This window comes from Methanocorpusculum labreanum Z (assembly GCF_000015765.1).
Lineage (GTDB): Archaea > Halobacteriota > Methanomicrobia > Methanomicrobiales > Methanocorpusculaceae > Methanocorpusculum > Methanocorpusculum labreanum.
Genome location: NC_008942.1, coordinates 262,553 through 276,165, shown reverse-complemented (window position 1 = coordinate 276,165; position 13,613 = coordinate 262,553). Strand labels below are relative to the sequence as shown.

Genomic DNA, 13,613 nt, shown 5'->3' with positions numbered 1-13,613 from the left:
CCATCCGTGTTTTCCCACAACTGTTTTTTGCAGGAGATCGGGAGATCCTTTTCTCTCATTCTCGCATATATATGAAAGTAAAATATATTTAACATTTTGGTGTATTAACCATACACCCTCCTCTTTTGGACGATCTCAGAAAAGAGCTGTCTGCCCGTCGCGTAACCGGATCTGACGGGCATTGGTGACGATATCGCCGTCTCTTGAGGTTCCGATAAGAAACGGTGATAATGGGTCATGGCGTTCCCTGTTTTTCCGGACGGTTTCTGGATCGTAATTCGCATAACAGTAGACACACCCGTGCCCGCAGGTATTGTAGGCCCCGATATCACAGTTCATCAGGCAGGAGCAGGAACTGCGTGTCGATGTGCTGCCGGAGTCGTGACGAAGTTTTTGCCCGACCGCACGTTCTATGACCTCCCAGGTAAGACAGCCGGAACAATCGACGCCGAAGGGTGCCAGTTCGGTTCCTTCGGCGCAGGATTTGATACGTATCCCGTGTTCGCGGCCGATTTCGCAGAAGGCTTTTCCAAGAGCGAGGCGATCCTTTTGTTCCACTTCTTTTCCGGCAGGGAAGTTTCGTCTGGTTTTTTCATAGAGGTCGAGAAAACTGATCACGCATACATCAGTATAGCCGGAAAGTGCCGCCGCCATTTTTTCAAACGAAGCGAGATGATATTCGAGGGAATATTTTTCGGTCAGAAAAATCGGATCATACCGCCAGCCGATCCGGTTGAGTCCGACAATGTGGGAGAGTTTTTGAAACGAATCGATCACCTGATTGATGGATGGGACATTTGGTTCGATCTCTTTTCCGTACGGGGTGATGGTGACGTACCAGAACTGACCAAATCCATCCAGTTCATGGATCCGTGGAAGCATGGGGGCTGGATTTTTGGTGCAGAAGTTGATACAGTCCACTATGCCCGGATCAAGCAGATATTTGGTGACTTTGCGGGGATAATACGGGTTTCGGACAAGGACATACCCTTCCGTGATACGATTGTAGAACCATTCGCTGAAGAAGGCAGGGATGTCTGTTCTGCTTCCGGTATTGAGGATCATGGCGGGTTCACTTAGATAGATGTTTTTTCGAGGAGATAAAAAAGATGCGGGATCTAACAATTCAGTTCTCCAATCACATTTCTCATGAGCACAAATAAGTGAAATTCTCAGGGAAATCACATATCATCGGAAAATAGGGGATTAAAAGAAATTCTTAGTATAATGAGGGAGCAGACTCGGAAAATATATCGGAAAAATATTTTTCCTTGCTTTCATTATTTTAGATTTATAAAAATCATTACCTCCATTTTTCACGGTAATTAACATACTTACTAGTATAGCCAAACAATGTAAGAAGTGAACGGTTACATAATGTTATTGCATCGAGATAAGCATCCGCATGTATTGACACCTGACCATCAAGAATTACGGGCGTATCGTGAATCATTTCATCTCGGAGATGTATAATATCGAGCTCGTTATCAGCTAGAGTCAACCCAACAGCAGAGTACATTTCTGAAAGTTTTATCTTTTTCTTATCTTTATTAAGCTCCCCAATGTTTGAATATAATTTATCTCGATCTTCTTTTGATACTTTATCACAATCAGCTATGTTCTGTTTGATATTCTTAATTTCTTTCGATATTAGAGCTTCAAAACAATCTTTGCAAATTATATCTTTCGGTCTGAAATCTAATCCTTTTTGACCACTCCAAATTTTCATAAATATTTCAAGTCCGCTTACAATTAGAATGAGCCTATAATCCAAATAAAGTAAGCGACTCCCCCATAATCTATGTAATAATGCTATAATCCCAAGGTTGTAAATATCCAAAGGGAGATTACAATAATTTACAACAATTTCATTGAATATTTCCTGAATTTGTGAAGCTGGTAAATCATCATAATCAATTGGAGGACATATTGTATTCAAAGACATTAACATTGTTGAAGCACGTGGATTGATTACATATTTCTCAATTACTTTTCCAGAATCATCATATCGCGAATATCCTAAATTTGTCAAAGGACACCCAAATAAAAAACCAATAATGTGTCTATGATGATCTTGAATTTTTTGAGGAGGAAAGGATCTGTCATTATTTACAGAATAAACCAATGAGACACAATCTAAATTGTGAGGTGTATCATTAATAGATTCATTACAGATAGTAAACGGATAGTCTATGCCTTTTATGGCAATAGATGATGAATGAAGGATCTCGGATATTTTACGATTTTGGTATAAGTAATGATCTCTATGTTCAGTTATTGAAGTTACGTTTTCATCGGTTATTTTTACTGAATTTATTCCATTAATATTAACAATAACAGAATGGACTTCTATCAAGATGTTTTTGTGAGTTTCTTTATCTGTTCCAATGATATTAAGAAGCTTGGAGGGTATGCTCCCCCCAGTATTTAATATTCCATTTTGGCCATATAATGGAATGGAAACTCTTCGAATAAAATCCAAATTATCATCAAGACTGAAATCTGATAAAAATAATTCTCCTGTATCTCTATTCCTTTTGATCGTTAATTCAATTGCTTGATTTATCTGAACTTTTTTATCTGGAGATTCGAGATCTTGAAATTCAAGTTTCTCAAAATGATATGTTTCATTAAACGGTTCTGGATCTATTGCTGACATCAGAATCTACCATTTACATACATGTTCTCATCACATTTCCTTGAAAAATATATGACTTCACGACCTGCCATTAACAATCATAATTGACTCATAACTTTATGAACTCATTCACACAGGCAATACCTCAATAACTCAAATAGGATTTACACGGTGTTGGGATAGATTCAATTCGAAAGGGAGATGAGTGAGTGAGGATAAGCAAATCCGATTCTGAGAGCCCGAAGGGCTCAGATTCACGCCGATTCGCGGTTGGTTTTTCTCAGGTTTCCACACTCAACAAACTCCTTCCCGAATTGGATTGGGAATAACACCGCGTAACTCCTATTGAATAAAAATATCCTGAAAATCTTTGGATGGAGACAACTATGCTCGTAATAAATTCAGAAAAAGAAAAAGAAGCCTCAGGCGAGAGTTGAACTCGCGACCTCGTCCTTACCAAGGACGCGCTATGCCACTAAGCCACTGAGGCAACAAAATATTGCGATAACAAGATACAACTCAGACTCATTTAAACATTCTGAATCGAGAGCAGTATTTTGAAACTGAAAACGCCCCCTCACCAAAAATCGAGGGAGAAAGTTTGCTCACGCGCACAACAACTTAAGGATCGTTTTCGCAGCGGCAAAACCTGTCGAAAACGCCGCCTGGATATTATACCCGCCCGTATCCCCGTCCAGATCCATCACTTCTCCTGCGAAAAATATCCCCGGAGCGATTTTTGACTCGCAGGTCTTCTTATTGATCTCGGAAAGTGAAACACCGCCAGCCGTGCACATCGCCGCGTTGAAATCGCCAAGCCGGGAAATTCTGACCGGAAATGCCGTCAGATTTTCAACCAGCGCGGCACGCATCTTCGACGTGAACTGACCACCGGTCGTTCCTTCGGGAATCCCGGATGCTTCCACCAGAGCACGGATGAGACGATCCGGACAGGAAAGACCGGACAGCAGATTCTGGATCTGCTTTCCCCCGGATGCGGCAGTCCGTTCCTTGAGAAGAACATCCACTTCTTGCGGAGAGAGGGGGGTGAACGCGATCTTGAGCAGATCTCCCGCACGCATCCATCGCGAAGCATCCAGGATCACCGGACCCGAATACCCAAATCGGGTGATCAGCAGATCGCCCTCCCGGGTCAGCAGTTTTTTCCCCTCGCGCCAGATGCTGACCTTTGCCGGAAGAGAGATCCCGGAGAGATCTTTGAGCGGATGATCATCGACATACACCGGCGTCAAAGACGGCTCGGGAGGGGTGATCGTATGGCCAAGTGATTCTGCAAAACCATACCCGTCACCCGTCGAACCGGTCCCGGAATATGACATCCCCCCGGTCGCGATCACCACATACTTCGTCCGATATACCCCAAATGAGGTCTCCACAGAATACCCGTTCATGTTCGGGGTTATCGATTTCACTCCTTCCGAATAATTGATCTCGACGCCCGCCTCATCACAGGCAAAAAGCAACGCATCCAGCACGTCATCCGCGAGAAGGGAAACAGGAAACACCTTCCCGTTCTCGTTTGTGAACAAAGGAACACCCCGGTGTTCGAAAAAATCCGTCACGGCCTGATTAGAACACGCCATCAGAGAAGGCTTCACAAAATTCCCGTGATCCCCGTAGTTTGCGGTGAATGTTTTCACATCACCGGCATGCGTGAGATTACACTGACCGGAACCGGCCAGCAGAAGTTTTCGTCCCGGCAGTTTCATCTTTTCCAGGACGAGAACCTTCGCCGGGGCAAGATGGGCAGCACAAAACAGTCCCGCGGGTCCTGTCCCAACAACGATCACATCATACTCATGCATACTCATTGTATGTACGTACGTCCCAAACCCTTATTATAAATCCCCTCCAACATATACGAAGCACTTAGGTGCTGACTGAAGTAAGTCCGACGTGTCTGTCTACTAAGACACTGCCTTATGGCTTTGGGATTACGACGAGTCAGCTGTAATATACATGCTGCTCTTTTCGTGACTTACGACCATACCTGTCAAATACCAGTATCCGCGAATACGTCGTCAGGTTGGTTCTCCGCCCGGTACGGATGGCGGACAGTCTCATTCGCGAGGTGATAAATTATGGCACGAATGCATGCTAGAAGAAGAGGAATTGCATCCTCTGTCAGACCATACAGAAAAGAAGTCCCTGCCTGGTCCAACTCCGATGTCAAAGAGATCGAGGGTAAAATCGTCGAGCTGCGCAAAGCAGGTCTTACCTGTGCACAGATCGGTCTCGTTCTCCGTGACAAACACGGAGTCCCGAACGTAAAACTCGCAACCGGCAAGAGAATCAATGCCATCGTTCGTGAGAACGACCTTGACACCGACATCCCCGAAGATCTGCGTAACCTTATGCACAAGGCACTCATGATGAGAAAACACCTTGAGCAGAACAGAAAAGACCTTCACAACAAACGTCAGCTCCAGCTGACCGAAGCGAAGGTCCGCAGACTCGTAAAGTACTATGTTGGTACCAAACGCTTACCGCTCGGCTGGGTCTACAAGCCGGAGACTGCAGAGATTCTTCTGTCCAGATAAATCATCATAACTCATGTCACTTGAAGAAGCCGCCAAAACGATCGCCGACCGCCTGAGAGGAATGGAGTACGTGGAAATGTACACCCATCACGATGCGGACGGCATATCCTCGGCGGCAATCATGTCCATCGCCTTAAAACGGGAAGGCATCGCGTTTAGGCTCAGGTTCTTACCTGTTCTTACCGAATCCGATGTCACGAATCCGGACATTTCCCTTCTTTGTGACCTGGGTGCGTCGTGCGCCGGATTACCGGAGACGACAATGATCATCGATCACCACGTGCCTTACACCACCTCGAAGTACCATATCAACCCGCGGCTGTTCGGCGTAGACGGCGAAACGGAACTTTCCGCTGCCGGCTGCGCCTATCTGGTCGCGAATGCCCTTTCAGATAACCGTGACCTTGCAGGTTTGGTTCTTCTCGGCATCATTGGGGATGGTCAGAAACTCGCCGGTATGAATGAAAAGATCATCGGCGAGGGGATAGCGAATAATCTGATAAATCCGGGGAAAGGAATCCTTCTTCCCGGCAGGACAACCAAAGAACAGATCGAAACGGCAGCCTCTCCGTATCTTCCGGGCCTTTCCGGAAACAGCGGAGAGTCTGAGGAGGTCGCAAAGATCTGTTCGGCGAAGACCTCGGACGAGGCCTATCTCGGCTGTCTTTTATCGGAAATCATCGCACGATCAAATGCCTCATATGATGCTCTGATGAATCTCTACGGTGATACCTGGGATCTTGAGCGTGAAAGCATCCAGAATGCCCATTCTCTGACGATGGTCATCGATGCCTGCGGCAAAGCAGGCAAAACCGAGATCGCGTTCGGACTGGCATGCGGGGATGCTTCCCTGCTGAAAGAAGCCTGGGAGATTGCCCTTTCTTTTAAGAAAAAGGTGATCGCTGCCGCAGATTCAGCCAAACAGATAACAAAGAATGCATGGATGGTCGATTCCGTCGATACGGTAAGCGATGTCGCCGACATGTTTGCCGAGTCGGAAAACCGGCCTCTTTTCGTTCTTTGCAGAGGAGAATCTTATCTGAAAATCTCAGCGAGAGCACCCCGGTCCGCAGACGTGGATTTTGAGCAGTTCATCGTGACTGCCGCAAAAACATTCGGCGGAAAGGGCGGAGGTCATAAGACCCGGGCAGGCGGCGAGTTCCCGCTTGCCTGCGAGACTGAGTTTATCAGATCACTGGAGGCATTAGCGTGAAAATTTCCGGCGAGATCAGATCGAAAAATCTGCGTGCAGATGATATCGAAAAATCTCTTTCGCCGGATAACGGCGGGTTTATTGAAACTTCTTTTGAGGACGGGTGTATTGTGGCGAGGGTGAACGGCGAGTCGCTTCGGTCGGTTATTGCGACAGTTGATGATTATCTGATGAATCTCTCGGTTGCAGAACGGCTCATCGAGACGATCTGCGAAGAGAATACGTTAAAAAATACTACAGGTGAATAAACCATGGCAAGAAAAAAGCAGAGTGGCGGACGCAAAGTCGAGGGCTGGAAGGCAAAGAACTGGTATAAAGTTCATGCACCGGAGTTCCTCGGCAAGCAGTTCATTGGAGAGATCATCTCTTCAAATCCGGAAAACGTTCCGGGCCGTGTATTGACGGTTAGTCTGGGCGAACTTATCCAGGACTATTCCAAACAGAATGTTCGTGCATCCTTTAAGATCATGAATGTTGCAGGCGATGCAGCATACACCCAGTTCAATGGTCACGAGATGACCAAAGAGTTCGTTCGTGCAATGGTAAAGAAACGGGCCTCCCGCGTCGACAGCACGATCACGGTCACGCCCCTTGGCAGTACCCGCGAACTTCAGGTCACGATCACCGCATTCACTATCAACCACGCAAGACTTTCCCAGGTTCAGGAGCTTCGTGCAAAGATGGTGAAGGTCGTTGAAGATTCCGCAAAGGAAGCCGACTTCGAGTCCTTTGTTTCTGCTATGCTGAAAGGCGAACTTTCCAAGAAGATGTTCGCAGAATGCAAGCCAATCTTCCCGGTCCGCAGAATCGAGATCATCAAATCCGAGTCGGTCAGCTCTGCAGCAGACCGCGCAGCAGCTCTTATCCGTTAAATTCGGATAAACACATTTTTTTACCGATACGCTCTTACTGAATTTTTATCAGCATGCTAACCGTTTTCCAAAAGAGAGGGACGGGGCCTGTAAAGGATAATAAAAAAATATTGTCAGTCTTCACGCGTATTTACGGCATCCTAGTCTACAACCAGCCCTTCTTCGGTAAATGAGGGGGACCACTGGAGACGTGCGAGGGAAACCCCGGACCGCGGATGTTCGATGACGAGTTCATTCCCTTCCAAATACAGCGTCATGCCGGTGAATTCATCGGCTGAACAGAGAAGATGCTGCTCGGGGTGGGTGCCGCGTCTGATATCACAGCGCATCTCGATTTTTTCGGCGGCCGAGACAACATACGATAGCCGCTTTCCTGCCGGATGGGTTTTTGGAAGAGCGATCACCGGCAGATGGTATGTTCGAACCATCTCAAGAAGATAAAGAGCCGGAAGGACCTCGCCACCTTCCGGTGCCGAGACGATAATCAGATCACCGGGATAGACGCCCTGGACGATCTCGTCTGCGTCGGTTTCGATCAGAAGAGGAAATTTTTCAACGACTTTTGCGATTAAAAGAAAAGAGGTGGTTCCCCGGATGATGAGCGGATGGTCACCTAGGAAAGGAACGCGAAGGTCACCGGTCATTACGATTACATCTCGGTAACGTCGTCTGACTGACAGGTCGGGCACATCGGGTGTTTGCCAAGCCCGGTGAAGGTCGCCCCGCAGTCATTGCATTTATACTTCTTGCCTCTGCCCTTTAAGGGGTCATTGAGGTCAACATCGACAGGTCCGCCTGCTGAACACATAATGCATTTTTTGGGCGGGAAAGATATTATGCGTGTCGGTGGATAGCCAAACCTATATAACATGCCGATAAATATCAACACAAATGTCAGAAGATACTATACAAAAAAAGTTCATCATCTACTTCTGCATAATCGGCTGCTTCGCGATATTCTCGACAACGATTTCAAAAAATCCCGTTCTCCCCTTATATGCAGCGTCTCTTGGAGCAAATGATGCCTACCTCGGCCTTATCGCCGCCGTATCCCCTCTCGCCGGCATTCTCTTCAGTTTTCCCGTAGGCCTGATCTCCGACAGGCTTGGCCGAAGAAAACTCCTTATCGTCTCAGGATGCATATTTCTTATAGCTCCCCTGCTTTATCTTCTGATAACGGACCCGGTATTTCTTATCCCCATCAGATTCTTTCACGGCTTGGCGACGGCGATCCTTGGACCGGTGGTAGGAGCGGCGATCGCAGAAAAATTCGGCAACAGAAAAGGCGTAATGATGGGGACATACAGTTCTGCCACACTCGTCGGCAGGACGGCAGCTCCGCTGATTGGCGGAACAATTATCACATTATTTGCCTTGGCACCGGGATTCACCGCCTATCATATGGTGTATCTCGCAGCGTTTTGTGCTGCAGTACCGGTGTTTATTCTGATCCTTTTCTTCCGTGATACGCATGGGAGCGTGCAAAAAGTAACCGTTGCCGATTTTACAAACAGTCTGAAGACATTTCTCTCGAACAAAGGGCTTCGTGCTGCATCCACAGCAGAGATGATAACCTACTTCTGTTTTGGCACGTTTGAAACATTCTTGCCTGTCTATCTGCTCCTGATCGGCGTTCCTGCCTGGCAGACCGGCGTCATTTTTGCCGTGCAGGTGGTGGTCATCGCACTCACCAAGCCGTTCTTCGGCAGACGTGCAGACACGGGAAATCCACAAAAACAGATCGCAGCGGGTATGCTCATAACAGGTATCTCGCTTGGAATCATGGGTTTAACAATAAACTTCTGGATCCTCCTCGTTCTAAGCAGTATTTTTGGGATCGGGATGTCGCTCTCTACAGTAGCGACCAACGTGTATGCTGCTAACACTGCAGAAAAGAACGAACTCGGCGCATCTCTCGGGGCCCTTTCCTCGATCATGGACATCGGTCATACATCGGGCCCTCTTGTCAGCGGGATCGTAATAACGCTTGCAGGATACCAGATTGGTTTTGGTCTTTGCCTTGCCCTGTCGGTACTGACGTCAGTATTTGTGCTGATAACCAGATAAAAAAAAGAAAAGAGAGGGGATTAGCTGTGGTAGTGACTCAGCGGTTCGACGGTGATCGTGTTGGTCTTCATCGACTCGATTGCCTGCACGGCCGCCTCTGCTCCGAAAATGGTCGTGATATAGGGGATCGAGTAGTCGATGCTTGCCCGCATGATCTGCAGGTGGTCTGCCCGTGCATTTTTATCGCCGGGTGTGTTGATAAGGAGATGCACATCCAGTGCCCGGATCATATCCAGAATGTTCGGTGAGCCTTCCTGAACCTTTCTGACAAGATTCATTGGGATGTCGTTCTGCGCAAGGAACTTGACCGTGCCTTCCGTACCGTAGAGTGAGAATCCGAGATCGTAGAGCTTGCGGGCAATCGGCAGGATCTCAGTCTTCTGATCATTGGTAACTGAGATGAAGACATTTCCTTTCAGCGGGATGGTATTGTCAGCTGCCTGGCTTGCCTTGTAGAAAGCTCTGCCGAAGTCGTAATCGATACCGATGACTTCACCGGTACTCTTCATCTCCGGACCGAGGATCGGGTCAACGCCCGGCAGTCTGGAGAACGGAAGAAGAACTTCTTTGACCGCGACGTGACTGATCTCTTTCTCCTGGTAGCCAAGGTCTGCAAGTTTCTTTCCAAGCATGAGTTTGGCCGCGATCTTTGCAAGCGGGAGACCGGTTGCCTTCGAGACGAACGGAACCGTTCTGCTTGCACGCGGGTTTGCCTCAAGAACATAGACCGTTCCTTTGTGGATCGCATACTGGATGTTGATCAGACCGACTACACCGAGGGAGAGAGCAATCTTTCTCGTGTAGTCTTTGACGGTTGCGATCTGCTCGGGAGTGAGGGTCTGGGTCGGGATGACACATGCCGAATCTCCGGAGTGGACACCGGCTTCTTCGATGTGTTCCATCACACCGCCGATAAGGACCGTTTCTCCATCAGAAACCGCGTCCACATCCAGCTCGGTTGCATTGTCGAGATATCTGTCGATCAAGACCGGGTGGGTGTTGGAAACACGAACGGCCTCTTTAATGTAGGTCTGGAGTTCAAGTTCATCGTGAACAAGTTCCATTGCACGGCCGCCGAGAACGTAGCTTGGTCTAACTAAGACCGGGTATCCGATCTTGTTGGCAATTGCGTATGCCTCCTTTTCGGAGTAGGCGGAACCATTTGCCGGTGACGGGATGTTGTTCTGATCTAACAGAACGCTGAACCGGTTTCTGTCTTCGGCAACATCCATATTGTCGGGGCTCGTTCCAAGGACCTTGGTCTTCAGACCGAAGAGTTTGATCTCTTCCTGAATTGGGATGGCGAGGTTCACGGAGTTCTGACCGCCGAACTGCACCATAACACCGTCATAGTCACCTTTTCTCAGGATATTGACGACATCTTCAAGCTGCATCGGTTCGAAGTAGAGACGGTCCGAGGTATCGAAGTCGGTTGAAACCGTCTCCGGGTTATTATTTAAGATATGGACCTCGATGCCTTCCTCACGCAGGGACTTGACTGCGTGAACCGTACAATAATCGAACTCGATTCCCTGACCAATGCGTATAGCTCCGGAACCGAGGATGAGGATCTTTTTCCGATCAGACTGGGTAAGTTCGCACTCCTGTTCCCAGGTGGAGTAGTAGTAGGGCGTCTTTGCCGGGAACTCGGCAGAGCAGGTGTCGACCATCTTGTAGGTCGGAAGGCCGACAAGACTCTCGATCTTATAGATGTTCCAGCCGGTAAGCTCGCGGATCTCTGCGTTGGAGAATCCAAACTTCTTGGAGGTCTTGACAAGCTCTTCAGTGGGGTGGTCGCGGAGTTCAAGTTCGATGTCCACGACGTTCTGGATCTTCTCTAAGAAGAACGGTTCGATCTGGGTGAGGTCGTAGACTTCCTTGACGGTCATTCCAAGGCGGAAGGCATCAAAGAGGGTCGGGAATCTCTCATCGGTCGGGCGGGAGAGGATCATTCTGATCTCGTTCAGATCGGTGTGCCGGTAGATATCCGTATCAAGCGAGCGGAGAGCTTTCTTGAATCCTTCTTCAACGGTACGGCCGATTGCCATGACCTCTCCGGTACTTTTCATCGAAGTGGTGAGGGTCCTATCAGCGGTCTTGAATTTGTCGAACGGCCATCTGGAGACTTTGACCACGACGTAATCAACAGCCGGCTCGAAACAGGCCGGCGTGCAGCCGGTAACCGTGTTCATGATCTCATCGAGGTGCAGACCGATGGCGACTTTTGCAGCGACCCGGGCGATCGGGTAACCGGTCGCTTTCGAGGCAAGTGCCGAGGAACGCGAGACACGCGGGTTGACTTCAATGACACGGTAATCACCGTTGTTGAAGGCAAACTGGATGTTGCATCCGCCCTGCACGTTGAGGGCACGGATGATTTTGATTGCGGCCCGGCGCATGATGCCAAACTCGTCTGAGGTGAGGGACAGGATCGGAGCGACGACAACGGACTCTCCGGTGTGGACACCCATCGGATCGACGTTTTCCATTCCGCAGATGATGATACAGGTGTCTGCCGCATCACGCATGACCTCAAACTCGATCTCGTTCCAGCCCTTGACCGACTCTTCGATCAGGACCTGGTGGACACGGGATTTGGTGAGACCGTGTTCAACGATCGTTCTGAGTTCCTCTTTGGTGTTCGCAACTCCTCCACCGGCTCCGCCAAGTGTGTATGCCGGACGAATGATTGCGGGGAGACCGACTTCTTCGTATGCCTCGTCGAGCTGCTCGATTTTGGTTAAGATGAAACTCTTCGGGATAGGTTCACCGATCTCGAGCATGAGTTTCTTGAAGAGATCACGATCTTCACCATGATAGATTGCTTCAAGCGGCGTTCCAAGAATCTGTACGCCTTCAAGGGCACCAAGTTCATAGAGTTCAGCCGTAAGGTTCAGACCGGTCTGGCCTCCCATACCTGAGAGAATACCATCCGGTTTTTCCTTTTTGATGATCTCGGCAATGATATCTGCTTTCAGCGGTTCAACATAGACTTTATCCGCAGTTTCGGGGTCGGTCTGGATCGTAGCCGGGTTGGAGTTGACTAATACAACTTCGATGCCCTCTTCACGCACAGCTTTACATGCCTGGCTTCCTGCATAGTCAAACTCGGCAGCCTGTCCGATCTGGATCGGTCCTGATCCGATGAGCAGGACTTTTTTGAGTGAGGTGTTTTTAGGCATCTGGGATTCCTCTGTACATGATATCGTAAATTGGTTTTTCCACGCCGTCGTAGATTCCATCGTGTTCCGGATGGAACTGTACACAGTACACGCCGAGGTCGTTGTTGACAAATCCCTCGACCGTGCCGTCGTTTGCATTGACACAGTTTACTTCACAGCCTTCCGGAAGACTGTCGGCGACTACTGCGTAGCCGTGTCCCTGGAAAGTTACGGCAACGGTGCCGTCGGAGAATTTCACCGGCTGGCTTGCTCCGCGGTGACCAAGTTTGAGTTTTTCAACCTGACCGCCGAGAGCCGCCGCAATGATCTCTGCACCCATACAGATTCCCTGTACCGGGATGGTTCCAAGGATATCTTTGACGCAGGAGATTGCTTTCGGTGCGGCAAACGGATAACCCGGGCCGTTCGTTAAGAAGAGCGCGCTTGGTTTGTCTGCCATGATCACATCAGCCGGGGTTCCGTATGGGTAGACATAGATGTCTGCGCCGCGGTTTTTCAGACTGGTGAATACTGATTTTCTGCATCCGAGATCGAGGACGGCGATCTTTTTGCCTTTTCCTTCGATGTGGTAGGGGGCTTTGCAGGTTACACCGGGAATAAGTTCGCGGGTTTCCTGGACCGGAGCGGTCTGAGCCATGGTGACGGCCTTGTATCCGTCATCTGAACCGGTGATAAGGGTCGCACGCATAACGCCCTGTTCACGCAGTTTTATTGTGAGCATCCGCGTGTCGACACCTTCGATTCCAATAAGGCCGTTATCCTCAAAGAATTCGCCAAGTGTCGGCTGGTGTTTTGGATGAACGCAGAGTTCACGCACAATTGTTCCCGCAGCGTGAACTTTGTCATGCTGGAGCTGATCTTTGTTTGCTCCGTAGTTTCCAACAAGTGGATAGCCGAACATCAATAGTTGTCCGGCGACACTCGGGTCACTAAGGGCTTCCATGTATCCTGTAGATACAAGGGTGACAACCAGTTCGCCGGAGGCGCAGCCTTCAACGCCAAAGCCGGTTCCGGTGATGATTGTCCCATCTTCAAGTCCTAAGACAGCCTTCATGATTTTGTACCACATACATGTCGGCA

12 protein-coding genes and 1 tRNA gene are annotated in these 13,613 nt (G+C 48.7%); 5 read left to right on the top strand and 8 right to left on the bottom strand.

From position 1 onward, the window contains the following. Positions 1 to 135: 135 nt before the first annotated feature. The 4 genes from MLAB_RS01510 to MLAB_RS01495 all read right to left on the bottom strand — a co-directional run bounded on the left by MLAB_RS01510 (position 136) and on the right by MLAB_RS01495 (position 4,470). A complete protein-coding gene (locus tag MLAB_RS01510) occupies positions 136 to 1,065 on the bottom strand; it encodes a DUF1848 domain-containing protein (protein WP_011832670.1) in 930 nt (309 codons plus the stop codon). 238 nt (positions 1,066 to 1,303) lie between these two features. Next, the gene (locus tag MLAB_RS01505) at positions 1,304 to 2,659 is read right to left on the bottom strand and encodes a hypothetical protein (RefSeq protein ID WP_011832669.1); all 1,356 of its coding nucleotides are present in this window, start codon (positions 2,657 to 2,659) and stop codon (positions 1,304 to 1,306) included. A gap of 397 nt (positions 2,660 to 3,056) precedes the next feature. Then, positions 3,057 to 3,128 (bottom strand) — tRNA-Thr (locus tag MLAB_RS01500). 115 nt (positions 3,129 to 3,243) lie between these two features. Continuing rightward, the gene (locus MLAB_RS01495; RefSeq protein ID WP_011832668.1) at positions 3,244 to 4,470 is read right to left on the bottom strand and encodes a BaiN/RdsA family NAD(P)/FAD-dependent oxidoreductase; all 1,227 of its coding nucleotides are present in this window, start codon (positions 4,468 to 4,470) and stop codon (positions 3,244 to 3,246) included. Between the two features lie 270 nt (positions 4,471 to 4,740). Between MLAB_RS01495 and MLAB_RS01490 the strand changes: the two genes are divergently transcribed. Genes MLAB_RS01490 through MLAB_RS01475 form a run of 4 tightly spaced genes read left to right on the top strand, consistent with a single transcriptional unit; the run spans position 4,741 to position 7,284 of the window. Next, a complete protein-coding gene (locus tag MLAB_RS01490; RefSeq protein WP_011832667.1) occupies positions 4,741 to 5,199 on the top strand; it encodes a 30S ribosomal protein S15 in 459 nt (152 codons plus the stop codon). Positions 5,200 to 5,212: 13 nt separating this feature from the next. Continuing rightward, complete coding sequence (locus MLAB_RS01485; RefSeq protein ID WP_011832666.1) at positions 5,213 to 6,412, top strand: DHH family phosphoesterase; 1,200 nt, start codon at positions 5,213 to 5,215, stop codon at positions 6,410 to 6,412. After that, on the top strand, positions 6,409 to 6,660 hold the full coding sequence (locus MLAB_RS01480) for a KEOPS complex subunit Pcc1 (protein WP_011832665.1): 252 nt from the start codon (positions 6,409 to 6,411) through the stop codon (positions 6,658 to 6,660). Before MLAB_RS01485 ends, MLAB_RS01480 begins: the two co-directional genes overlap by 4 nt. A 3-nt stretch (positions 6,661 to 6,663) precedes the next feature. Then, positions 6,664 to 7,284 carry a 30S ribosomal protein S3ae gene (locus MLAB_RS01475; RefSeq protein WP_011832664.1) on the top strand — a complete coding sequence of 207 codons (621 nt, stop codon included), beginning with the start codon at positions 6,664 to 6,666 and terminating at the stop codon, positions 7,282 to 7,284. 140 nt (positions 7,285 to 7,424) lie between these two features. On the opposite strand, the gene MLAB_RS01470 is transcribed toward MLAB_RS01475, so the two are convergent. Both MLAB_RS01470 and MLAB_RS09795 read right to left on the bottom strand, forming a co-directional pair. Beyond that, positions 7,425 to 7,928, bottom strand: a complete 504-nt coding sequence (locus MLAB_RS01470) for a hypothetical protein (protein WP_011832663.1) — start codon at positions 7,926 to 7,928, stop codon at positions 7,425 to 7,427. A 5-nt stretch (positions 7,929 to 7,933) separates the two neighbouring features. Then, positions 7,934 to 8,092: a hypothetical protein gene (locus MLAB_RS09795; protein WP_187146128.1), complete on the bottom strand. Its 159-nt coding sequence runs from the start codon at positions 8,090 to 8,092 to the stop codon at positions 7,934 to 7,936. An 83-nt stretch (positions 8,093 to 8,175) separates the two neighbouring features. Here MLAB_RS09795 and MLAB_RS01465 point away from each other — a divergent pair, with 83 nt between their 5' ends. Further along, complete coding sequence (locus MLAB_RS01465; RefSeq protein WP_011832661.1) at positions 8,176 to 9,351, top strand: MFS transporter; 1,176 nt, start codon at positions 8,176 to 8,178, stop codon at positions 9,349 to 9,351. Between the two features lie 20 nt (positions 9,352 to 9,371). Here the strand turns inward: MLAB_RS01465 and carB are convergent, their stop codons facing one another. Both carB and carA read right to left on the bottom strand, forming a co-directional pair. Next, positions 9,372 to 12,533, bottom strand: coding sequence for a carbamoyl-phosphate synthase large subunit (carB, locus tag MLAB_RS01460; protein ID WP_011832660.1), 3,162 nt, complete (start codon positions 12,531 to 12,533; stop codon positions 9,372 to 9,374). Then, positions 12,526 to 13,587, bottom strand: a complete 1,062-nt coding sequence (gene carA, locus MLAB_RS01455) for a glutamine-hydrolyzing carbamoyl-phosphate synthase small subunit (protein WP_048062168.1) — start codon at positions 13,585 to 13,587, stop codon at positions 12,526 to 12,528. The genes carB and carA overlap by 8 nt, the downstream gene beginning before the upstream one ends. Between the last annotated feature and the right edge of the window lie 26 nt (positions 13,588 to 13,613).

Bases quoted from the DNA above. Each gene is read 5' to 3' on its own strand.
- MLAB_RS01510 (WP_011832670.1), bottom strand. From the start codon at position 1,065: ATGATCCTCAATACCGGAAGCAGAACAGACATCCCTGCCTTCTTCAGC.
- MLAB_RS01505 (WP_011832669.1), bottom strand. From the start codon at position 2,659: ATGTCAGCAATAGATCCAGAACCGTTTAATGAAACATATCATTTTGAG.
- MLAB_RS01495 (WP_011832668.1), bottom strand. From the start codon at position 4,470: ATGAGTATGCATGAGTATGATGTGATCGTTGTTGGGACAGGACCCGCG.
- MLAB_RS01490 (WP_011832667.1), top strand. From the start codon at position 4,741: ATGGCACGAATGCATGCTAGAAGAAGAGGAATTGCATCCTCTGTCAGA.
- MLAB_RS01485 (WP_011832666.1), top strand. From the start codon at position 5,213: ATGTCACTTGAAGAAGCCGCCAAAACGATCGCCGACCGCCTGAGAGGA.
- MLAB_RS01475 (WP_011832664.1), top strand. From the start codon at position 6,664: ATGGCAAGAAAAAAGCAGAGTGGCGGACGCAAAGTCGAGGGCTGGAAG.
- MLAB_RS01470 (WP_011832663.1), bottom strand. From the start codon at position 7,928: ATGACCGGTGACCTTCGCGTTCCTTTCCTAGGTGACCATCCGCTCATC.
- MLAB_RS09795 (WP_187146128.1), bottom strand. From the start codon at position 8,092: ATGTGTTCAGCAGGCGGACCTGTCGATGTTGACCTCAATGACCCCTTA.
- MLAB_RS01465 (WP_011832661.1), top strand. From the start codon at position 8,176: ATGTCAGAAGATACTATACAAAAAAAGTTCATCATCTACTTCTGCATA.
- carB (WP_011832660.1), bottom strand. From the start codon at position 12,533: ATGCCTAAAAACACCTCACTCAAAAAAGTCCTGCTCATCGGATCAGGA.
- carA (WP_048062168.1), bottom strand. From the start codon at position 13,587: ATGAAGGCTGTCTTAGGACTTGAAGATGGGACAATCATCACCGGAACC.